This window comes from Pseudarthrobacter sp. NCCP-2145, assembly GCF_023708005.1.
In the GTDB taxonomy this organism is placed as follows: Bacteria; Actinomycetota; Actinomycetes; order Actinomycetales; family Micrococcaceae; genus Arthrobacter; species Arthrobacter oxydans.
Genome location: NZ_BRCG01000004.1, coordinates 51,656 through 71,893, shown reverse-complemented (window position 1 = coordinate 71,893; position 20,238 = coordinate 51,656). Strand labels below are relative to the sequence as shown.

At 65.3% G+C, this 20,238-nt stretch carries 18 protein-coding genes; 3 read left to right on the top strand and 15 right to left on the bottom strand.

The features are described from left to right. Positions 1-7: 7 nt before the first annotated feature. The 7 genes from NFU08_RS04620 to ychF form a co-directional block, all read right to left on the bottom strand. Positions 8-958 carry an ABC transporter permease gene (locus NFU08_RS04620; protein ID WP_174176495.1) on the bottom strand — a complete coding sequence of 317 codons (951 nt, stop codon included), beginning with the start codon at positions 956-958 and terminating at the stop codon, positions 8-10. Then, positions 948-1,877: an ABC transporter permease gene (locus NFU08_RS04615; RefSeq protein WP_066277571.1), complete on the bottom strand. Its 930-nt coding sequence runs from the start codon at positions 1,875-1,877 to the stop codon at positions 948-950. The genes NFU08_RS04620 and NFU08_RS04615 overlap by 11 nt, the downstream gene beginning before the upstream one ends. 129 nt (positions 1,878-2,006) lie before the next feature. Continuing rightward, a complete protein-coding gene (locus NFU08_RS04610; RefSeq protein WP_174176496.1) occupies positions 2,007-3,677 on the bottom strand; it encodes an ABC transporter substrate-binding protein in 1,671 nt (556 codons plus the stop codon). 261 nt (positions 3,678-3,938) lie between these two features. After that, positions 3,939-5,717 (bottom strand): ABC transporter family substrate-binding protein, encoded by a 1,779-nt coding sequence (locus tag NFU08_RS04605; RefSeq protein WP_251421053.1) that lies wholly within the window; start codon positions 5,715-5,717, stop codon positions 3,939-3,941. Positions 5,718-5,780: 63 nt separating this feature from the next. Continuing rightward, positions 5,781-7,403, bottom strand: a complete 1,623-nt coding sequence (locus tag NFU08_RS04600; protein WP_251421051.1) for a cryptochrome/photolyase family protein — start codon at positions 7,401-7,403, stop codon at positions 5,781-5,783. Between the two features lie 11 nt (positions 7,404-7,414). After that, positions 7,415-8,086 carry an SDR family oxidoreductase gene (locus tag NFU08_RS04595; protein ID WP_251421049.1) on the bottom strand — a complete coding sequence of 224 codons (672 nt, stop codon included), beginning with the start codon at positions 8,084-8,086 and terminating at the stop codon, positions 7,415-7,417. A gap of 39 nt (positions 8,087-8,125) precedes the next feature. Continuing rightward, positions 8,126-9,211: a redox-regulated ATPase YchF gene (ychF, locus tag NFU08_RS04590; RefSeq protein ID WP_174176500.1), complete on the bottom strand. Its 1,086-nt coding sequence runs from the start codon at positions 9,209-9,211 to the stop codon at positions 8,126-8,128. Between the two features lie 99 nt (positions 9,212-9,310). Here ychF and NFU08_RS04585 point away from each other — a divergent pair, with 99 nt between their 5' ends. Continuing rightward, positions 9,311-10,552, top strand: a complete 1,242-nt coding sequence (locus NFU08_RS04585; protein ID WP_174176501.1) for a DNA recombination protein RmuC — start codon at positions 9,311-9,313, stop codon at positions 10,550-10,552. Between the two features lie 97 nt (positions 10,553-10,649). Here the strand turns inward: NFU08_RS04585 and NFU08_RS04580 are convergent, their stop codons facing one another. Both NFU08_RS04580 and NFU08_RS04575 read right to left on the bottom strand, forming a co-directional pair. Beyond that, a complete protein-coding gene (locus tag NFU08_RS04580; RefSeq protein WP_251421047.1) occupies positions 10,650-11,729 on the bottom strand; it encodes a 4-hydroxy-3-methylbut-2-enyl diphosphate reductase in 1,080 nt (359 codons plus the stop codon). A 9-nt stretch (positions 11,730-11,738) separates the two neighbouring features. Continuing rightward, positions 11,739-12,590 carry a hypothetical protein gene (locus tag NFU08_RS04575; protein ID WP_174176503.1) on the bottom strand — a complete coding sequence of 284 codons (852 nt, stop codon included), beginning with the start codon at positions 12,588-12,590 and terminating at the stop codon, positions 11,739-11,741. A gap of 177 nt (positions 12,591-12,767) precedes the next feature. Here NFU08_RS04575 and xseA point away from each other — a divergent pair, with 177 nt between their 5' ends. Both xseA and NFU08_RS04565 read left to right on the top strand, forming a co-directional pair. Then, positions 12,768-14,102, top strand: a complete 1,335-nt coding sequence (xseA, locus tag NFU08_RS04570) for an exodeoxyribonuclease VII large subunit (protein WP_251421045.1) — start codon at positions 12,768-12,770, stop codon at positions 14,100-14,102. Beyond that, on the top strand, positions 14,099-14,317 hold the full coding sequence (locus NFU08_RS04565; protein WP_066277590.1) for an exodeoxyribonuclease VII small subunit: 219 nt from the start codon (positions 14,099-14,101) through the stop codon (positions 14,315-14,317). Before xseA ends, NFU08_RS04565 begins: the two co-directional genes overlap by 4 nt. 28 nt (positions 14,318-14,345) lie before the next feature. Here the strand turns inward: NFU08_RS04565 and NFU08_RS04560 are convergent, their stop codons facing one another. From NFU08_RS04560 to NFU08_RS04535, 6 genes are all read right to left on the bottom strand, one after another. Continuing rightward, the gene (locus tag NFU08_RS04560; protein WP_251421043.1) at positions 14,346-15,200 is read right to left on the bottom strand and encodes a polyphosphate kinase 2 family protein; all 855 of its coding nucleotides are present in this window, start codon (positions 15,198-15,200) and stop codon (positions 14,346-14,348) included. A 51-nt stretch (positions 15,201-15,251) separates the two neighbouring features. Continuing rightward, positions 15,252-16,472 (bottom strand): pyridoxal phosphate-dependent aminotransferase, encoded by a 1,221-nt coding sequence (locus NFU08_RS04555; RefSeq protein WP_174176508.1) that lies wholly within the window; start codon positions 16,470-16,472, stop codon positions 15,252-15,254. A 99-nt stretch (positions 16,473-16,571) separates the two neighbouring features. Then, complete coding sequence (locus tag NFU08_RS04550; RefSeq protein ID WP_174176510.1) at positions 16,572-17,534, bottom strand: ABC transporter substrate-binding protein; 963 nt, start codon at positions 17,532-17,534, stop codon at positions 16,572-16,574. Then, positions 17,531-18,277, bottom strand: a complete 747-nt coding sequence (locus tag NFU08_RS04545; protein ID WP_251421040.1) for an ABC transporter permease — start codon at positions 18,275-18,277, stop codon at positions 17,531-17,533. The genes NFU08_RS04550 and NFU08_RS04545 overlap by 4 nt, the downstream gene beginning before the upstream one ends. Further along, positions 18,274-18,954 (bottom strand): ABC transporter permease, encoded by a 681-nt coding sequence (locus NFU08_RS04540; RefSeq protein WP_251421038.1) that lies wholly within the window; start codon positions 18,952-18,954, stop codon positions 18,274-18,276. The genes NFU08_RS04545 and NFU08_RS04540 overlap by 4 nt, the downstream gene beginning before the upstream one ends. Next, the gene (locus NFU08_RS04535) at positions 18,954-20,054 is read right to left on the bottom strand and encodes an ABC transporter ATP-binding protein (protein WP_285835571.1); all 1,101 of its coding nucleotides are present in this window, start codon (positions 20,052-20,054) and stop codon (positions 18,954-18,956) included. The genes NFU08_RS04540 and NFU08_RS04535 overlap by 1 nt, the downstream gene beginning before the upstream one ends. Between the last annotated feature and the right edge of the window lie 184 nt (positions 20,055-20,238).

The window sequence follows — 20,238 nt, the reverse complement described above, 5'->3', positions numbered from 1 at the left end:
GCCTCCTTCATCGCTGGCGGCTCTTCGGGTCAAGAGCATCGCGCAGGGCGTCGCCCAGCATGATGAAGCTCAGGACGGTGATGGACAGGGCGGCAGCCGGGTAGAGGAGCACTGCGGGGTTGGTGCGGATGGACGACTGCGCCGCGGAAATGTCATTGCCCCAGGACATGATGCTTCCTGGAAGGCCGATGCCAAGGAACGACAACGTCGCCTCCAGCACGATGAACACACCGAGCTCCATGGTGGCCAGCACGATGATGGGGGCGAGGGCGTTGGGCAGCACATGCTTGATGAGGCTCTGGATCCTGGACACGCCCAGCGACCGCGCCGCCGTGATGAAGTCGGCGTTGCGGACTTCGATCACCGCGCCCCGGGTCAGCCTTGCCATCTGCGGCCACGCAAGCAGCACGATGATCATGATGACCGTCCACACACTCTTGTTTTCACGGAAGAACGGCAGCTGGGTGACCACCAGTGCACCGAGCACCAGCGGCAGTGCAAAGAAGATGTCGCCGAGGCGGGCGATCACGGCGTCGATCCAGCCGCCGTAGAAGCCGGCCAGCGCGCCCAGGGTAACCCCAATGATGAGCACGCCGATGACGGCGAAGACGCCAACCATGACGGAGGCCTGCGTGCCGTAAATGACGCGGGCGTACACGTCGCAGCCCTGGAAGGTGAACCCGAACGGATGCCCGGCCGAGGGTGCGCCGTCCGAATTTGCCAGCTGGCAGTTGTCGTTCGGTGCAGTCTGGGTGAACAGGCCCGGGAAGAACGCCACAACCAGTATGACCAGGATCATCACTGCCGAGACGATGAACAGCGGACGACGGCGGAGCTTCCGCCAGGCGTCAGCCCAAAGGCTCAGCGGGGCCTGGTCAGTCTTCACCGCATCCGTTGCCAGCAGAGGGGTCTCCTCAAGGGGGGCAACGAAGTGCGTGGTGTCTTGGTTACTTTTCATAGCGAATCCTCGGATCAAGCCAGGCGTACAGCAGATCAACCAGCAGGTTGGCGATAACGAAGACCAGCACCAGCACGCTCACGATCGCGACGACGGTGGGTCCCTCGCTGCGGAGAATCGCCTGGTAGAGCTTCTGCCCCACACCGGGGACGTTGAAGATGCCTTCGGTGACGATGGCGCCGCCCATCAGGCCGCCCAGGCTGGCGCCCAGGTAGGTGACAACGGGAATCATCGAGTTGCGGAGGATGTGCGCCATGACCACGCGGGGCCGGGACAGTCCCTTCGCAGTAGCGGTGCGGACGTAATCGGCGGTTGAGTTTTCAATGACCGACGCCCGGGTGAGGCGGAGCACGTAGGCGAAGGAGACCAGCGCCAGCGCGAACGCCGGAAGCAGCAGCGTGCTCCAGCTGACGTCCGTACCCACGGTGGGTTTGGCCCACCCCAGGTACACACCGAAGACCAGCTGCAGGACGAAGCCGAGGACAAAGATGGGGATGGCAATGACGACGAGCGAGGCGAGCAGGACCGTCGAGTCGAAGATCTTTCCCTTGCGGAGGCCGGCGATGAGTCCAAAGCCGATGCCAAACACTGCCTGGATGACGAGCGCTTCGACGGCCAGCATCACGGTGACGGGGAAGACGCGGCCGAGGGTGGCGGCGATGGGCTGGCCGGTGAAATCGACGCCCAGGTTGAACGTAAAGAGATTCTTGAGGAACAGGCCGTACTGGACCCAGAACGGCTGGTCCAGGTTGTACTGCTGGCGGAGCGCCGCGATGACGGCTTCGCTCGGCGGACGGTCTCCGAAGAGCGCCCTGATGGGGTCACCGGGGAGGGCAAACACCATGAAATAGACCAGCAGGGTGGTGCCCAGGAACACGGGGATGACTTGGAGCAGGCGCCGGAGAATGAACTGGATCACAGCAGACCCTCCGGGGTTTGTGGAGATGGGGGGAATTTCATGTAGGACAGCTTCCTGCCGGTATCAAGGCTATGGGGGCCCGGCTGGCGCCGGACCCCCACTAGCTATTTGAGTTGGACGGTCTCAGGACTACTTCGCGGTGATGTTGTAGTACTGGATGACACCGTTCCAGCCGCTGTCCACGTTGGTGACGTTCTGGCTCCACACGACCTGGCGTGCTGAGTACCACAGCGGGAGGTTGGGCAGGTCCTGGAACAGGATTTCCTGGGCCTCGGTGAACTTCGCGTTGGCATCGTCCGTGGACTTGGAACCCAGGCCTTCGTCGAGGAGCTTGTCGAACTCGGGGTTCGAGTAGCCCTCGTAGTTGGCGCTGGCACCGGTCCGCAGCAGCGGGCCGAGGAAGTTGTAGAGCGACGGGTAGTCAGCCTGCCAGCCGGCCCGGGCGAAGCCGGGGAGCGTCTGGGACTTGCGCAGGTCCAGAAGTTCAGCAAACTTGGCGAAGGGCTGGCCTTCAGCCTGGATGCCGAGGTTGTTCTTCAGGTTGTTGGCAACAGCGTCGATCCATTCCTTGTTGCCGCCATCGGTGTTGTAGCCGAGCTGAAGGGTCTTGTCTGCCGGCCACGGGCTGATGGCATTGGCCTTTTCCCAGGTTTCCTTTGCCTTGGCGGCATCGAACTTCAGGACCTCGGATCCCTCGACGTTCTCGTTGTAGCCGTCCACGGCCGGGGAGGTGAAGTCCTTCGCCGGGATGCGGGTGCCGCTGAAGATGACCTTGGTGATCTCGTCACGGTTGATGGCCATGGAGATGGCCTGGCGGCGCAGCTTGCCCGCTTCACCCTGGAACTCGGGCAGGTAGCCCGGGATGTTCAGGGTGGAGTTGCCTGCGTACGGCTTGTTCAGGTGGTTGTCCGGGAAGTCCGTGGTGTAGGTCTTCAGGGCGTTGGTGGGAAGGACATCCGTGACGTCCAGGTTGTTGGCCTGGATATCGGTGTAGGCGGGGGCCGGGTCCGTGTAGAACTTGAAGGTCACGCCGCCGTTCTTGGCTTCGCGGGTACCGGCGTAGTCCTCGTTCTTGACGAGTTCAATCTGGCTGTCGTGCTGCCAGGCGCCTTCCTTGGCCATCTTGTACGGGCCGTTGCCAACAGGGTTCTCGCCGTAAGCCTTGGGATCAGCGATGGCCTCGGAGGGCAGCGGCATGAAGGCGGTGTAGCCAAGGCGCAGCGGCCAGTCGGCCTCGGGCTGCGTCAGCTTGACCTCGATGGTGGAGTCATCCTTGAGGACCAGGCCGGAGAGGGTCTCTGCCGTGGGGGCGGGGACTTCCGTTTCGCCTTCCTTCTTGGTGGCGCTGACGGCGTCGTAGCCCTCGATGGATTCGAAGAAGCTGCTGTTTGCCTGGGCGTTGGTGCTCAGCGCGGCGAAGTTCCATGCGTCAACAAAGCTCTTGGCGGTGACTTCCTCGCCGTTGGTGAACTTGGTGCCGCCCTTGACCTTGATGGTGTAGTTCTGGCCATCCGGGGATTCGATGGACTCAGCCAGCGCGTTGACCGACTCACCACTGGGGCTGTAGCTGGTCAAGCCTTCAAAGAGAAGCTCAACAACGCGGCCGCCATAGACCTCGTTGGTGTTTGCCGGCAGCAGCGGGTTCTGGGGTTCGTTGCTGTAAGCCGTAATGATCTTGGCCGGATCGCCTGCGGCGTCGCTTGCCCCTTCATTGCTGCCGCCTCCAGCGCCGCAGCCGGTCAGGGCGAGGGCGGCGATTGCCACCATGCCCAGTGCTTTGGAAGTGCGCGTAAAACGCATTCCGCCTCCTATGAGTTGTGGGAGATAACGAGGGGGAATCTGGTGGTTCCCCGCAGGCGAGACGCAGCTTTCGACTGTGACGCAACCTACATATACGAGTAGCCTAACCGCACGAAGTCCAGATACTGGTACTCCGTTGCCAAACCGTGACCGGCTTGAACTGAACGCCTAGTCGGTCAACGGAAGTTGTGCAAGTCACATGCTACTCGCCGGTAGCCGCTACGGCGAATCGTGCAGAAGGGAAGGTTTTCGTCCCTGGAATCAGGACGACGCCGGCTGCGCCAGGCGCCACTCCCACACGTTCCACCAGACGCCCAGGGGGCCCGCGCTCGTCTTGACCCCCGCCACCCGGGCGCTGAAAGCTGTGGCGCCAATCGTCTGGTAGAGCGGGAGGCCATAGGCGTTTTCCCAGATCTGTTTGTCGATCTCGGCCAGGAGCTCATCCTGTTTGCCCAGGTCTGTGGTGCCGGCCAGCTGTTCCATCAGCCTGTCGGCGTCGCCGTCGGAAAAGCCGTTGAAGTTGCTGCCGGCGCCGGTACGGAAGATCTGGGGAACCCGGCTGACCCCCGCCGCGGTGCCAATCCAGCCCAGAAGCGCAGCATCGTAGCCTCCACCGCCGAGCGCCCGGGCCCAGTCAGCACTCCCCTGCCCCGCATCGACCACCTGGAATCCGGCCTGCGCGGCAGAGTCCCGAATCAGGGAAAATGCCGTGGCGCGGTTGGGGTTGTCCCGGTTGTAGAGGATCCGGATGGTGGGGGTATCACCATCCAGGAGCGCCTTTGCCCCGTCGATGTCCACCTCTGCATAGTCCGACGAGCCGTTGTTCTTGACGGTGTCGCCGTATTTGGGCTGGGCGGGCAGGAACACGTGCGAATCCAGGGGCGCGGCATCTGTCTGCCGGTCCCCCACCACGGCGTCGATAATGGCCTGGCGGGGTACCGCCTTCAGGAAGGCCTGCCGGACATCCTTGTCGGCGAACGGCCCGGAGAAGGTGAGGTCCAGGTGGTCGTAGCCTGACTGGTTGTACCACTCAACAGTGTTGCCCTGGTCCGCCAGTCCGGCCAGGAGTTCCCCGGTTTCCGCCGAAGGCTGGGGGGAGATGATGTCGGCCTGGCCGTTGCGGAGCGCTTCGACTGCCGTGGGCACGGAACCTGTGAAGCGGACGGTTATTTCATCCAGCCAGGGCTCCTGGCCCCACACGTAGTCGCGGTTCCGGACGAGGGTCATGGAGACTTCGGGGACGATATCGCGGACGATGTACGGGCCGCTGGAGAGATACAGGGACGGATCGTCGGGCAGGCTCTTGGAGTCGAACCCCGAGTTCCAGAAGTCGCTGACCCGCTTGAGGGGTTCGTTGACCGCGGGCTCTTCCTCATTGCCGCGCGGCGAGTCCCGGATCAGGTCGATCAGGTCTTCTTCGTCATTCAGGCCGCTTTTCGCTGCCACCACGTGTGCCGGCAGGCCGACGTCGAATGCCACTTCCCAGTCAGCGTAGGGCACGGCGTATTCCAGGGTGATGGAGCGGCCGTCCGCCCCGATTTCCGGCAGCACGGTGCCGGCAAGGCCGCTGGTATCGGAGGCTACCGAAAAGTAGGTGCTGCCTGTCCCCGCCAGGGGATCGGCGTCGTCAAAATATCCTGACCCGGCCGCCCAGCTCAGGAGGAGGTCCCCGGCGTCGACCGCCTCGCCGTCGGACCATTTGACGCCCTCATTGACGGTGTACCTGACCTTCAACGGCTGGTCCGAGACCTTCTCGTAGCGACCGAATTTTTCGTTCCGCACCACTTTTGCGGCGTCATCCAGATAGTAGAAACCCGAGTGGGTGATGTAGCCGATCTTGGAGTTGATATCGGTGTTGCCGTCCGCACTGTAGGGGTTGAAGGAGGAGAACGCGTTGACCTCCGCAACACTCACGCTGCCGCCGCGCTTGGCCTCACCCACCACCACGGGGGTGGTGCCGCCGTTGCCCGAGCACCCCGACAGGACCAGGGCTCCCGCCACTGCCGCGGTGATGTAGTGCACCAGACGCCTGAACGGCATGCCGCCTCCTTGTTTTCCTTCTGCGGGAGGGGCTCCTGGAATCGCCAGGATCACGCCCTGTACTCAGGATAAGGCGTGCGGGCCCTCGATTGACGGTGCCGTCCGCAGCAGCCGTGTTGCTCCCTGTCCTGCGCCGAGCAGTGCTTGGGCACGACGGCGGTGCTCCCGCCGCTTGTCCGGATCCATGGCGTCCAGGAGGGAGACCACCATCCGGGAGCGGGGATTCCTTTCGAAGACCTCCCGGTGGTCATCGATGAAGGTCCAGTACAGCCCGTCCCAGTCATGCATCCATTCCCCAGCCGGCAGGTCCGACATCCTGCGGAGGTAGTTGCTGCCCGAAACGTAGGGCTTCGTGGTGATCGCCTCCCCCGCCGCGAACTGGCTCATGGCGTACACGTTGGGGACCATCACCCAGTCGTACGCGTCGATGAACAGTTCCATGAACCTCTCGTAGACGTCGTCGGGATGGATCCTCAGCAGGGACATGGCGTTGCCCAGGACCATCAGCCGCTCGATGTGGTGGGCGTACCCCGTGGCAAGGACCCGCGAGACCACCATGTCCACGGGTGCGAGCCCCGTGTCTGCCTCCCACCACCCTTCCCCCAGGCCGTTTCGGTGGTTCAGCCGGTTGGCCGTGCGCATCTGCCGGCCGCGGGTCCGGTAGGTGGCGCGCATGTACTCCCGCCAGCCGATCACCTGCCGGACGAAACCCTCCAGGGAGGCGAGAGGAGTATTGGGACCTGCACCCGCGAGCACGGCCTCCAGGACTTCCCTCGGGTCCAGCAGTCCGATGTTCAGCGCCGGCGTGAGCAGGCCATGGGCGATGAACGGATGCGTGGTGGAAATAGCGTCCTCGTAGGGGCCGAAGTCGTCCAGCCGTTCGCGGACGAACTCGTGGAGGTGCTTGCGTGCCTCGTCCGCGCTCGTGGGCCAGGCAAACAGGGCGGGATCGCCCGGGGCATCCGGGAACTCCTCCGCCACCCAGGCAACCGCCCGTTCGACGTCGTCGGACGCCTCGTCCGCGGCAACGGCGGGCGGTTCGGTGAGGGCTTCAAAGTCGAAGGTCCCCTCCAGCTGATGGATGGGGTGGCGCGCAAACCGCCCCACCGTGCGGGGAGTGTATCCCCGGGGAAGCTTTTTCCGGTTGTCCGCGTCAAAGGACCATTTCCCGCCTGCCGGCTGCCCGCTGCCGTCGACCAGGACGCCGAGGCGGCGGCGCTGCCATACGTAGAAGTCGTGCATGCGGGCAGCGTTGGCGGCAAACCAGTCGTCAATCTGCCCGCGGTCCGTGAGGAAGTTCGGCGTCTCCAGCACGTCCTCACCGCGCATCCGGTAGCCGCCGTCGGCCAGGCCGGAGTACAGGTCCTGTTCAAGCCAGTCGTCCACCACGTCGAACCAGGTCACCTGTGCCGGGCGGCGGTGGCGCACCAGGTCTGCGAGCTGCTGGTGGGAGCTGCGGCCGGCCTCGCTGCGGAGGACGACAACGTCGTGGCCCTTCGCGCCGAGGCGGCGCGCAAACCTGCTCATGGATGCCCGGTGCAGGACCAGCTTGTGGGAGTGGAACGAGTACTGGCGAAAGAGCAGGTCGTGCTCGATCAGCACAAACACGGTGCCGTCTGCCGCATCGAGTTGCTCGCGGAACAACTGATGCGGCAGAACAAGGCGGAGGTGTGGTCCGGACGTCATTGGCGCTGGGTTCAAGGACTTGGATCAGCCTGGAAGGCGGTGCTCGGCAGATCCTTCTCGCCGTCGACGATCGCGGTGATAATCCGCGCTGCCACCAGGTCCGGATCCAGCCCCGCGCCGAACCGCGGCGCCGACCCGGCGATCGGATGATCGGACAGCGTGGTGCCCGTGTGGCCTGGGCGGGCGTCCAGGATCCGGATGCCTGCGCGGCGATACTCGCGCGCCGCAGCGACAACGAAGGCAGCAAGCCCTGCTTTCGACGCCGAGTATGCCGCCAGGCCGGCGACGGGCGACTCGGCCACAACGCCGCTCAGCGTGACAACGAAGGGCTCCCGTCCCTCACGTGCCGAGGCCGCGAGGTAGGGCTGGCTCTGCGTAATGAGGTGGATGGGACTGGTCGTGTTCACCGCGAAGAGTTCGTCCACCGTGGCGGGTTCGAGGTCTGATGCGGCGCCGAAAGCGACGACCCCGGACGCCACCACCAGCCCGTCGAGGCGTCCGTGCTGCGCAGTCGTGCCTTCCAGGACCTCCCGGATCACGGAGGGTGCGCGCAGATCATGCCCGGCAGACCTTGACGACCGGGCGACGATGGCGCCGCTACTTTCCAGCTGGGCGGCGATGCGCGAACCTAGTCCGCCGGTGGCGCCGACTACCAGAACAACCGCACCCTGAAGAGTCGTCATGGGTAGATCCTAGGCCACGTGCCCGAAAATCCTGTGGGCTTAGACGTTGAAGCGGAACTCCACCACGTCGCCGTCGGCCATCACGTATTCCTTGCCCTCAATACGGACCTTGCCGCGGGACTTGGCCTCGGCCATGGACCCGGCTTCCACCAGGTCGTTGAAGGACACCACCTCGGCCTTGATAAAGCCGCGCTGGAAGTCGGAGTGGATCACCCCTGCTGCCTGCGGTGCAGTATCACCTTGGCGGATGGTCCAGGCACGGGTTTCCTTGGGGCCGGCGGTCAGGTAGGTCTGCAGGCCCAGGGTGTGGAAGCCGACGCGCGCCAACTGGTCCAGCCCGGATTCGTCCTGGCCATTCATTTCCAGCATCTCGCGGGCTTCTTCCTCGTCCAGTTCCACGAGGTCCGCTTCGAGCTTGGCGTCAAGGAAAACGGCGTCCGCCGGGGCAACCATGGCCCGCAGTTCCTCCTGCTTTTCGGGATTGCCCAAGATGCCTTCATCGGCGTTGAAGACGTAGATGAACGGCTTGGCCGTCAGGAGGCCGAGCTCCTTGAGGTGTTCCATTTCGAGCTTGTCGCTCTTGATGGAGGAGAAGACTGTGTCGCCGCGCTCCAGGACCGCCTGGGCTGCCTTGATGGCGGCAAGCTCCGCAGCTTCCCGCTTCTTGATCTTGACTTCCTTTTCGATCCGCGGGATGGCGTTCTCGATGGTCTGCAGGTCTGCCAGGATGAGCTCGGTGTTGATGGTTTCCATGTCCGAGCGGGGGTCCACCTTGCCGTCGACGTGGATGACATCGGGGTCATCAAAGACTCGCACCACCTGCGCAATGGCTTCGGCTTCGCGGATGTTGGCCAGGAACTTGTTGCCCAGGCCTTCCCCTTCCGAGGCGCCCTTGACGATGCCGGCGATGTCCACGAAGGACACCGGGGCGGGCAGGAGGCGCTGCGATCCGAAGATCTCGGCCAGCTTCTGAAGCCGGGGGTCGGGCAGGTTCACGACGCCGACGTTGGGTTCGATGGTGGCGAACGGGTAGTTCGCGGCCAGGACCTGGTTGCGGGTGAGTGCGTTGAAGAGAGTTGATTTGCCGACGTTGGGCAGTCCGACGATGCCAATAGTAAGAGCCACGAGGATTTATTCTACCTGCAGCGGGCGGCCCGGGTCCGGCGCAGGCCAGGGAAAATGTCGCTTCGGCAAAATGTCACAGCCCCGTGCGACAGTGAGGGCATGGATGGTTTCGCCTTGATTCTTGCTTTGTTCATGCTGCTGCTGGGTGCCTTTGCGGGTGCTGCCGCCGTGTTCTTCGTGCTGCGGAAAAACACCCGCGGCCTGGAAGAGGACTTCGATGCCGTGTCGTCACGGCTTTCGGAGGTCAGCGCGCAGTTTGCCGCGGCCGACGCCGAGCGAAGGCTTTTGGCGGCACAGAACCGCGAGCTGGGTGAGGCCCGGACGCAGGACGGCAGCGTTCTGCGCGCACTTGCCCCGGTGGCGGAGAAACTGACGGCTGTCCAGCAGCAGGTGGCGCTGCTGGAACGGGACCGGGTGGAGCAGTACGGCCAGCTCGCCCAGCAACTGCAGGAGGCGCGGCTCTCCGATGAACAGCTCATCCGTTCCACCCACGCCCTGGAGTCTGCCCTGAGGTCGAACAGTGCCCGGGGCCAGTGGGGCGAAGTCCAGCTCCGCAGGGTGGTGGAGGCATCGGGAATGCTGCGGCACGTCGATTTCGTGGAGCAGGTCCACAGTGCCGGGCATGATGCGGGCGTAAGGCCGGACCTGGTGGTACAGCTGCCGGGCGAAAAGCAGCTGGTGGTGGACGCAAAAGTACCGCTCTCCTCCTACCTGGAAGCCCAGGAACTTGGTGCCGCGCAGGACCTCCGCCCTGATTCCGGCGCCCGGCAGGCCGGACCGCTGTCCGGGAGCGACCGCCGGAACCAGCAGGCGCTGCTGGCCGCCCATGCCAAGGCACTGCGGGCACACGTTGATTCCCTGAGCAGCAAAAAGTACTGGGACATCCCGGGCAACTCCCCCGAGCTGGTGATTTGTTTCATTCCTGCCGAGTCCATCCTGGCCGCGGCGCTCATGGCCGACGCCGGGCTCCTCGACCACGCGCTGTCGAAGAACGTGGTCCTGGCGTCCCCCAGCACCCTGCTGGCGGTGCTCAAGTCCGTTGCCTTCACCTGGCGGCAGGACGTCCTCACGGACAGCGCCCGGGAGTTGTTCGAACTGGCACGGCAGCTGTACGACCGGATGGGGACCCTGGGCGAGAACGTCACCAAACTGGGCTCGTCCCTGAAATCTTCAGTGGACCGCTACAACGCCATGGTGGGGACCCTGGAAGCCCGCGTCCTTCCCACGGCCCGGAAGCTGAATTCGCTGGAGGAGTCCGGACTTGCCGCCCCTCCGGTTGTTGAGGTCACCCCGCGGGCCCTGGCGGCGCCTGAGCTGCAAAGCGACCACGAGGCAGCCTGACGGCAACGCCAGGAGGCATAAAAAAGTGGGCCCGGCAGTTGCCGGGCACACGTCCACGAAGATCAGATGCGCAGCGGCTCCGACTTGCGTGTGCCGGTCAGTACCGCGAGCGGCGTCCGCCCAGGGCGCGGCTCACGTCGCCGGCCTGCTTGAGTGTTGCCCGGAGTTCCTTGGGCAGCGAGAAGAGCAGATCTTCCTCGGCGGTGACGACTTCCTCCACGGCGCCGTAGCCGTACTCGGCCAGCAGGCGCAGGACGTCCTGGACCAGGACCTCCGGGACCGATGCTCCGGATGTCACGCCGACAGTGGCGACGCCTTCAAACCAGGCTTCATCGACCTCGTTCGCGAAATCCACGCGGTAGGAAGCCTTCGCCCCGTACTCCAGTGCCACTTCCACCAGCCGGACAGAGTTGGAGGAGTTCGCTGAGCCCACCACGATCACCAGGTCTGCCTGCGGCGAGATCTTCTTGATGGCCACCTGGCGGTTGGTGGTGGCGTAGCAGATGTCGTCGCTGGGCGGATCCTGCAGGGTGGGGAACCGCTGCTTGAGCAGGCGGACCGTTTCCATGGTTTCGTCGACGCTGAGGGTGGTCTGGGAAAGCCAGATCACCTTCTCCGGGTCCCGGACAGTAACCTTGTCCACCTCGTGCGGGCCGTTGATGATCTGGATGTGTTCCGGAGCCTCTCCCGCCGTTCCCTCGACTTCCTCATGGCCGTCGTGGCCGATCAGCAGGATGTCGAAATCGTCCTTGGCAAACCGGACGGCCTCCTTGTGGACCTTGGTCACGAGGGGGCACGTGGCGTCAATGGTGCGCAGGCCGCGGTCCTCGGCGGACTGCACCACGGCAGGCGAGACGCCGTGGGCCGAGAAGATCACCAGGGCGCCCTCGGGCACTTCGTCCGTTTCGTCGACGAAGATGGCACCCTGCTCCTCCAGGGAGCTGACCACGTGCACGTTGTGGACGATCTGCTTTCGCACGTACACCGGAGGACCGTAGTGTTCCAGGGCCTTCTCGACGGCGATGACGGCACGGTCAACGCCGGCACAGTAACCGCGGGGAGCAGCGAGCAGCACCTTCTTGGTTCCGGAGACGGGGGCTGCGGCAGCTACTTCCTCAGGTGAGCGGCGCCTACGCGGGATGGTGGGCATCGAAAGGGAAACAGCTGAGGGGGTCATTACTCCATGCTACCGGCTTGCCCGGCCCCGCCTTCGCGTGGCGAACCCGGCCACCAGGGCCAGGAGCAACAGCGCACCGCCGCCAGCGGCCGCTGCCATGGTCCAGGCCCGGAAATCTGCTGCGGACGCCGCCACCAGCTCATCCCTGAACATGTTGGCAACCTCATTTCCGCTGTCCGCGGACACAGCGGCAGCGGAGGCAATCCCTGAAGCGAGGGTCCACGCAGCCGCCAGCAGCAACGCGCCTGCTCCCGCGCCGGCAACCACTGTCCAGCGCCGGTTCGCCGCCACCAGGGCCAGGAGCAGCGCGATCGCCGAGCCTCCGGCCAGAAGATATCCGGCGGGGGCATACGTGGTGAGCCTCTCGGTCCATTCCCTGTGTTCAGGCTGGCCCACATTGATGAGGGTCTGGTCCGGCGGGTCCAGGGGCAACCCCGTGGTCCGTGCGATCTCCCCGGCGCCCAGCGACACCAAGGGAGCGACGTCAAGGGTGAGGGACGACGCAGGGGCTGATCCGCCGTCGTCCGCCGCCGGGCTGGCGAAGCTGAGCCGGTGGCTCCTGCGCAGCGTTTCCTCCCATGCATCGGGATACTCCGGCAGGGCGGTCAGTGCCGACGCGGCGTCCTCCAGCACCGGCTGGATAAGGTCCGAAAGGACACCGGGTACGGCACTGGTGTCGATGGTTGCCACCGCTGCCGCAGCCAGCTGCTGCTGGAACCCCGGGTCCCTTCCGAGCGGAGCTGCCAGCTCAACGAAGCCCTGCTCCTGCACGATGTTGCGGTCCAGCCAGACGGCGGGGACTGCGACGGCGGCCAGCAGCACTGCCAGCACGGTTGCGGCAGCGGAAACAAAACTTCGCACGGAGGATCCTTCATGTTGGGCGGGGGTCACCCCATCCTAGGCGGGGCCCGGGCGGCACCCTTGTCAGTCCTTGGTGGTAGAGCTTATGGATAAGGTTGAATGACCGCCGGACACAACCAGCCGCCCAACGGACGAAGGACCCCATGCCCGCAGCTACAGCCCGCCACGAGCGCCCGCATGTCTGAACAGGCGTCGCTTCCGGTCCCCGGCCAGCAGCTCGCGGCGCCCACCACCCTGCCTGCCACTGCTGCCGAAACCAGCCCGGACAACCCATGGCCGCTCCAGGTGCTGTCACAGAAGCTCAAAGCCCATATAGACCGGACGCCGTCTGCGTGGGTTGAAGGGCAGGTTATTGAGCTGAACCGCCGGGGCACCAACGCCTACCTCACCCTGAGGGATGTCGACGCCGAGGTCTCGCTGCCTGCCTCCGTGTGGACCAAGGTGCTGGAACGCCAGAACCTGCCGCTGGAGCGGGGCTCGCGCGTGGTTGCCCTGCTGAAGCCGGAGTTCTGGCTCAAGACCGGCCGGCTGAACATGCTGGTCAGGGACATCAGGCCGGTGGGCCTGGGCGATCTCCTGGCCCGGATAGAGAGGCTGCGCCAGGCGCTCTCCGCCGAAGGGCTCTTCGCGGACTCCCGCAAGAAGCCCCTGCCCCTGCTGCCGCACCGCATCGGCCTCATCACCGGCCGTGATTCCGACGCCAAGAAGGACATCCTGCGCAACGCGGCCCTGCGCTGGCCGGCAGTCGAGTTTGAAATCCGGGAGGTGGCCGTGCAGGGGAACACCGCGGTGGCCCAGGTGGTCCGGGCCCTCCGCGACCTGGACGCCCTGCCCGAGGTGGACGTCATCGTCATCGCCCGCGGCGGCGGCGCCCTGGAAGACCTCCTGCCCTTCAACAGCGAGGAACTGATCCGTGCCGTGGCCGCCGCCGCCACCCCGGTGGTCAGCGCCATCGGCCACGAGGCTGACCGGCCGCTGCTGGACGACGTCGCGGACCTGCGGGCTTCCACACCCACGGACGCCGCCAAGCGGATTGTCCCGGAGGTGTCCGAGGAACTGGCAGGGGTGCGCCAGGCACGGGTGCAGCTGCGCCGGTGCATGGAACGGCTGGTGGACAGGGAAACGGACCGCCTGGCGTCCCTCCATTCACGGCCCGTGCTGGCAGCGCCGGAAGGCCTCGTGACCATCCGCTCCGAGGAAATTGAGAGGCTGCTCCGGAGGTCCTCCGCCGCCGTTAGCTCCTCCGTGGTCCGCGCGGCCGACCAGCTGGAGCACTTGAAAGCCCAGGTGCGTGCGCTGTCACCGCAGAAGACGCTGGACCGGGGGTACGCCGTCGTCGAACTCGCCGGAAAGCGGGCGGAAGCCGGCACCGCCGGCCACGCCGTGGTGCGCCGCCCGGCCGAGGCTCCGGCCGGCTCGCCCCTGTCCATCCGCGTGGCCGAAGGCCGCTTCGGCGCAACCTCCACCGGGTTACTCGAACAGCCCCTTACCGAAACCGGAGAATCTGAATGACTGAGCAGAAACCAGCGGCCGACATCCAGGCACTGAGCTATGAGGAAGCCCGTGAACAGCTCATCGCTGTGGTGGGAAAGCTTGAGGCCGGCGGCGCCAGCCTTGAAGAATCCCTGGCCCTGTGGGAACGCGGCGAGGCCCTGGCCGCACGGTGCGAGGAATGGCTGGAGGGCGCCCGGAAGCGGCTGGCAGCTGCCCGCGACCAGCCGCTCTAGGCCCGCAGCCGCAGGCTGAAGGGAAGCGTCAGGACCGCACTACCAGCTCGCGTTCCAGGGCGACATCGAACTCCGCCTTGGGCCACTGAAGGTCCATTCCGTTCAGCGCACCCAGCAGCAGCTGCTGCACGGCGATCCGGGCAAACCACTTCTTGTTGGCCGGGACCACATGCCAGGGCGCGTTCGCGGTGTTGGTTTCATCAATGGCTGCCTGGTAGGCACTCATGTAGTCCACCCAGAAAGCCCGCTCGTCGAGGTCGCCGCGGCTGTATTTCCAGTGCTTGGCCGGGTTGTCCAGCCGTGCCAGCAGCCGCTCCTTCTGCTCGTCTCCACTGATGTGGAGCATCACCTTGACCACCGTGGTTCCGGAGCCGCTGAGCCTGGCCTCGAACTCGTTGATGGCCACGTACCGCCGCTTGATCTCCTCCGGGCTGGCCCAGCGGTGGACGCGGTGGATCAGGACATCCTCATAGTGCGAACGGTCGAACACCCCCACCATCCCGGCGGCGGGTACTTCCTTTTCGATCCGCCACAGGAAGTCGTAGGATTTCTCCTCATCCGTGGGAGCCTTGAAGGCCTTGAACTGCACACCTTGGGGATCCATGGCGGCCATTACATGGTTGACGATGCCGCCCTTGCCCGCGGTGTCCATGGCCTGGAGGATCAGCAGGATGCGCTTGCGCCCGCCGAACCGGGACTCGGCGAACAGCTTTTCCTGCAGTTCCGCCAGCCCGTCGTCGAGTTCCGCCAGCAGGGCCTGGCCGTCCTCCTTGGTGCCCTTGAAGCCCGGCGTGGAATCGGGGTCCACGTCGGCCAGGGAAAAACCCTTTCCTGCCCGCAGGGTCTCAGAGGGGTGCTGGTCAAAGCCTGGGGCGCCGGACATGGGAAATCCTTTCGCGAAGTTCCACGGGACCGAAGCGCCCGTGAACACAGGCTAGTTGCCCTGATACCTGCTGAGGAAGTCCCCCATCCGCCCCACCGCTTCTTCGATGTCCTTGACGTTGGGCAGGGTGACCATGCGGAAGTGGTCCGGACGGACCCAGTTGAACGCCCTGCCATGGGACACCAGGATTTTTTGTTCCCGGAGCAGGTCCAGGACAAACTTCTCGTCGTCGCGGATGTGGTAGACCTCGGGGTCCAGTTTGGGGAAAAGGTAGAGCGCACCGCGGGCCTGCTGGGTGCTCACGCCGGGGATGGCGTTGAGCATGTCGTAGGCCTTGTTGCGCTGCTCCAGCAGCCGCCCGCCGGGCAGGATCAGGTCGTTGATGCTCTGGTACCCGCCCAGCGCCGTCTGGATGGCATGCTGGGCCGGAACGTTGGCACACAGGCGCATGTTGGCCAGCAGGCTGATGCCTTCAAGGTAGTCCGCCGCGTCCTTCTTGGGGCCGGAGATGGCCATCCAGCCGGCCCGGTAGCCGCATACCCGGTACGCCTTGGACAGGCCACTGAACGTCAGGCAGAGGACGTCGTCGCCTGTCAGTTTGGCCAGGTTGATGTGGACGGCGTCCTCGTACAGGATCTTTTCGTAGATCTCGTCGGCAAAGACCACCAGGCCGTGCTTCTCAGCGAGGGCGACGATCTTCTTCAGCGTCTCTTCCGGGTAGACCGCGCCGGTGGGGTTGTTTGGATTGATGACCACGATTCCCTTGGTGCGGGGCGTGATCTTGGCTTCCATGTCTTCCAAGTCCGGCTGCCAGCCCGTTTCCTCGTCGCAGAGGTAGTGGACGGGCCTGCCGCCGGCCAGCGCCACGGAAGCGGTCCACAGCGGGTAGTCCGGGGTGGGGATCAGGACCTCGTCACCGTCGTTGAGCAGGGCCATCAGGGACATGGTGATGAGTTCGCTCACGCCATTGCCCAGGTAGATGTCATCCACGTGGATGTTCTGGATGTCCCGGGTCTGGTAGTACTGCGAGACAGCGGTCCGTGCGGAGAAGATGCCCCGGGAATCGCTGTAGCCCTGGGCGTGCGGCAGGTGGCGGATCATGTCCACGAGGATGGCGTCCGGCGCTTCAAAGCCAAACGGCGCGGGATTTCCGATGTTCAGCTTGAGGATACGGTGCCCCTCCGCTTCCATCTGCTGGGCAGCCTGGAGGATCGGTCCACGGATGTCGTAAAGGACGTTGTTGAGCTTGGTGGACTGCCTGAATTCTGCCATCCCTCAAATATGCCACAGGAAGGATGGACGGCCGTTGAGACGTCAGCCACAGGGTGCGCGCGCCGCCGTCGTACTGCTTAGGCGGTCAGGAAGGAAGACCTACTTGACGATGCCCTTTTCCTTGAGCCACGCGTCCGCCGCTTCCTTGGCCCCCTGCTTCTGGCTGCCGCTGACGGCACGGTTCAGGTTGATGAGGTCCTCGGTGGTCAGGATGCGGGACACCGAGTTGAGGGCCTCCTTGGCCGTGTCGGTCATCTTCGCCTCGTTGTACAGCGGAACCACCTGCTGGGCGATGAAGTTGTTCTTGGGGTCCTCAAGGACCACAAGATCGTTGTCGGCGATGGACGGGGTTGTGGTGTAGATGTCGGCCACCTGCACCTGGTCCTCCAGGAGCGCCTTGAGCGTCACGGGACCGCCGCCGTCACTGAACGGTTCCAGTTTCTTCGGCTCGCAGTTGTAGTTTTCCTTCAGGCCGGGCAGCCCGTAGGCGCGCTCGGCGAAGGTGGCGGGTGCGCCCACCACGATCTCGCTGCACACCTTGGCCAGGTCCTCGAGGGACTTCAGCTGGTACTTTTCGGCCGTGGCCTTGGTGACCACCATGGCGTCCTTGTTCTCGGCCTTGGAGGGTTCCAGGACCGCGAGTCCGTCCGGCAGCTTGTCCGGCAGGGCCGCGGCGATGTCGTCCGCTGACTCCTCGGACGCTTCCTTGTCCACGTGCAGCAGGAGGTTGCCCGTGTAGTCCGGAACCACGTCCACCGATCCGTCCTGCACGGCCTTGATGTATACCTCGCGGGAGCCGATGTTCGGCTTGGTGGTGGCGGTGATGCCGGCGGCGGTCAGGGCTCCTGCGTAGAGTTCCGCCACGATCTGGCTTTCCGGGAAGTCAGCCGAGCCGACAACGAGGGATGTTGCTTCCCCGGACGCTGCCCCGCTGGTGGCCGGCGCGTTGCTCAGCGGATCGGAGGATCCTCCGCACGCGGACAGTGCCATGGCCAGGCCGAGCCCGGCGGCGAGGCCGCTGAAGGCCCGCCTGCCGAGGTGGTGTGGACGGCTTTCTTTCATGATTTACCTCCTTGTACCACAGCCTCCGTCAGGACGGGGTCTGTGAGATCGGCCGCAGCCTGCTGGCTGCGGCGGGACTGGCCAGAGGCGCCTGTTGCCAGGAACAGCTTCTGGAAAAGGGACAGGACGAGGTCGACGGCGATGGCGAGCGCTGCGATGAGCAGGGACCCACCGAGCATCTGCGGGAAGTCGCTGAGGACCAGGCCGTCGAAAAGGTAGCGGCCCAGGCCGCCCAGATTGATGTAGGCCACCACGGAGACGGTGGCGATGACCTGCAGCACGCCGGTCCGGAAGCCGCCAAACATGACGGTCAGGGCGTTGGGCAGCTCTGCCCGGAACAGGACCTGCAGTTCGGTCATGCCCATGGCGCGGGCGGCATCCACCACGTTGCGGTCCACGCTGGAGATCCCGGCATAGGTGCCGGCCAGCAGCGGGGGGACCGTGAGGATGACGAGCGCCCAGATGGGCGGCATCAGCCCGATTCCGGCGAGCAGTACGAAGAGGGTCAGCAACCCCAAGGTGGGCAGGGCGCGCAGCGCACCGGCCAGCGCCACCACGGCAACCCTTCCCCTGCCCGTGTGGCCGACGTACATGCCAACGGGAACGGCAATGGCAACTGCAATCAGCATGACCAGGCCGGTGTACTGGAGATGCTCACCCAGCCGGGCGGGAATGCCTGCCGCGCCGGTCCAGTGCAGCGGATCGGCCAGCCAGGCGAAGGTGTCGGAGAAAACATTGCTCATGCCCGGTCCCCCTCAGCCGCCGGCACCAGTCCCGGGCGGATCTTTCCGGCCCGCTCCCACGGCGTGAGGAGCCGTTCCAGCAGGACAAGCAAAGCGTCCATCAGCAGGGCGAGGACAAGGATGGCGATGATCCCCACCACAATTTCCGTTATGAAGCCCCGCTGCAGCCCTGATGTGAACAGCATGCCCAGGTTTCCGATGCCAAGCAGCGCTGCCACGCTGACCAGGGAGATGTTGCTGACGGACACCACCCGGAGCCCGGCGAACATGACCGGCAGGGACAGCGGCAGGTCCACCCGGAGGAACCGCGCCAGCGGCTTGTACCCCATGGCCACCGCGGCCTGTCCCACGTCCTCGCTCACCGAGTCGAAGGCGTCCAGGGCGGCACGGACCAGGAGCGCAACAGCGTAGATGGTCAGGGCCACCACCACGTTGAGCGGGTCCAGGATCCTGGTGCCCAGGATCGTGGGAAGGATGATGAACAGCGCCAGCGAGGGAATGGTGTACAGCAGCGAGGAGGCCGTCAGCACCGCCGAGCGGAGCGCCCGGCTCTGCCGGGCCAGCTGCGCCAGGGGAAGGGAGATGGCCAGGCCCAGGACCATGGGGACGAGGGCAAGCACCAGGTGCTGGCCGGACCGTTCCAGGACCATGCCGATGTTGGCCAGGAACCACTCCATCAGAGTGCAGCCTGCCGGAGCTGGCGCGCTTCTTCAATGAGGGCCAGCACTTCTCCGCCCCGGATGACACCCTGCACCCGGCCCTCCGCATCCACGGCGACGCCGAGGCCCGACGGCGAGGACAGCGCAGCGTCCAGCGCGCGGCGCAGGCTTTCCCCGGGGCGGAACAGCGAACCTCCCGGGATGAGTCCGGCGGCAGTGCCGGGAGTGGACCAGCCCAGCGGCCGCATGTCTTCGTCCACCACCAGTTGCCAGCCGCTTGTTGCGTCCTGATCGGTTCCGGAGCCCCTGCGTCCGCGGACGATGGTCGGCACCGAATGGAGGGTGACGCCGTCGGACGAGGTGAAGCCAAGGTGCCGGAATCCCCGGTCCCGTCCCACGAAGGATGCCACGAAGTCATTTGCCGGGGCACGGAGGATTTCCTCCGGCGTCGCGTACTGCGCAAGCTTTCCGCCCACGGCAAAGACGGCCACCTTGTCGCCCAGCACGGTGGCTTCATCGATGTCGTGCGTGACGAACACGATGGTCTTGGCCAGGTCCTTCTGGAGCCGCAGCAGCTCCTGTTGGAGCTCGTCGCGGACCACGGGATCCACGGCGCTGAACGGCTCATCCATGAGCAAAATGGGTGGATCGGCGGCGAGCGCACGGGCCACGCCCACGCGCTGCTGCTGGCCGCCGGACAGCTGCGACGGGTAACGCTTGGCGAGTGACCGGGCCAGGCCCACGACGTCCAGGAGTTCCTCGGCGCGCCGGCGGGCGTCGGCCTTGGACACGCCGTTCAGCCGGGGCACGGTGGCAATGTTGTCCAGGACCGAGCGGTGGGGCAGCAGCCCGGCGGACTGCATGACGTACCCCATTGAACGGCGCAGTTCGGGCGCCGGCACGGAGGTGACATCCTTGCCGTCCACCGTGATGGCCCCGGAGGTGGGTTCCACCATCCTGTTGATCATGCGGAGCGAGGTGGTTTTGCCGCAGCCTGACGGGCCCACGAAGACGGTGATTGAACCCTTGCCGATGGACATGGAGAGGTTGTCCACGGCGGGCTGCCCGCCCTGGAACTGCTTGGTAACGCTCTGAAACTCGATCATCGCCTGGTCCATGGTGCGGACTCACCTGTTCTCTGGGACGGGCTTCTGGAAGCACCGCGACATTGTCATCAGCACGCTGATAGTTACGGTAACCCAAACCCGGCCCGGCAACACCTGCAGCGCCCCGAATCCGGGCAAAGGAATCCCTACTGTAACCATTCGGAGCCGGGACCGGCGCGGATGGGAAGTGCCGTTC

What these genes read in the sequence shown, in the direction of transcription:
- NFU08_RS04535 (WP_285835571.1), bottom strand. Translation starts at nt 20,054, where the DNA reads ATGGACCAGGCGATGATCGAGTTTCAGAGCGTTACCAAGCAGTTCCAG.
- NFU08_RS04605 (WP_251421053.1), bottom strand. Translation starts at nt 5,717, where the DNA reads ATGCCGTTCAGGCGTCTGGTGCACTACATCACCGCGGCAGTGGCGGGA.
- NFU08_RS04550 (WP_174176510.1), bottom strand. Translation starts at nt 17,534, where the DNA reads ATGAAAGAAAGCCGTCCACACCACCTCGGCAGGCGGGCCTTCAGCGGC.
- NFU08_RS04545 (WP_251421040.1), bottom strand. Translation starts at nt 18,277, where the DNA reads ATGAGCAATGTTTTCTCCGACACCTTCGCCTGGCTGGCCGATCCGCTG.
- NFU08_RS04580 (WP_251421047.1), bottom strand. Translation starts at nt 11,729, where the DNA reads ATGACCCCCTCAGCTGTTTCCCTTTCGATGCCCACCATCCCGCGTAGG.
- xseA (WP_251421045.1), top strand. Translation starts at nt 12,768, where the DNA reads ATGTCTGAACAGGCGTCGCTTCCGGTCCCCGGCCAGCAGCTCGCGGCG.
- NFU08_RS04540 (WP_251421038.1), bottom strand. Translation starts at nt 18,954, where the DNA reads ATGGAGTGGTTCCTGGCCAACATCGGCATGGTCCTGGAACGGTCCGGC.
- NFU08_RS04600 (WP_251421051.1), bottom strand. Translation starts at nt 7,403, where the DNA reads ATGACGTCCGGACCACACCTCCGCCTTGTTCTGCCGCATCAGTTGTTC.
- NFU08_RS04560 (WP_251421043.1), bottom strand. Translation starts at nt 15,200, where the DNA reads ATGTCCGGCGCCCCAGGCTTTGACCAGCACCCCTCTGAGACCCTGCGG.
- NFU08_RS04585 (WP_174176501.1), top strand. Translation starts at nt 9,311, where the DNA reads ATGGATGGTTTCGCCTTGATTCTTGCTTTGTTCATGCTGCTGCTGGGT.
- NFU08_RS04620 (WP_174176495.1), bottom strand. Translation starts at nt 958, where the DNA reads ATGAAAAGTAACCAAGACACCACGCACTTCGTTGCCCCCCTTGAGGAG.
- NFU08_RS04610 (WP_174176496.1), bottom strand. Translation starts at nt 3,677, where the DNA reads ATGCGTTTTACGCGCACTTCCAAAGCACTGGGCATGGTGGCAATCGCC.
- NFU08_RS04595 (WP_251421049.1), bottom strand. Translation starts at nt 8,086, where the DNA reads ATGACGACTCTTCAGGGTGCGGTTGTTCTGGTAGTCGGCGCCACCGGC.
- NFU08_RS04555 (WP_174176508.1), bottom strand. Translation starts at nt 16,472, where the DNA reads ATGGCAGAATTCAGGCAGTCCACCAAGCTCAACAACGTCCTTTACGAC.
- NFU08_RS04565 (WP_066277590.1), top strand. Translation starts at nt 14,099, where the DNA reads ATGACTGAGCAGAAACCAGCGGCCGACATCCAGGCACTGAGCTATGAG.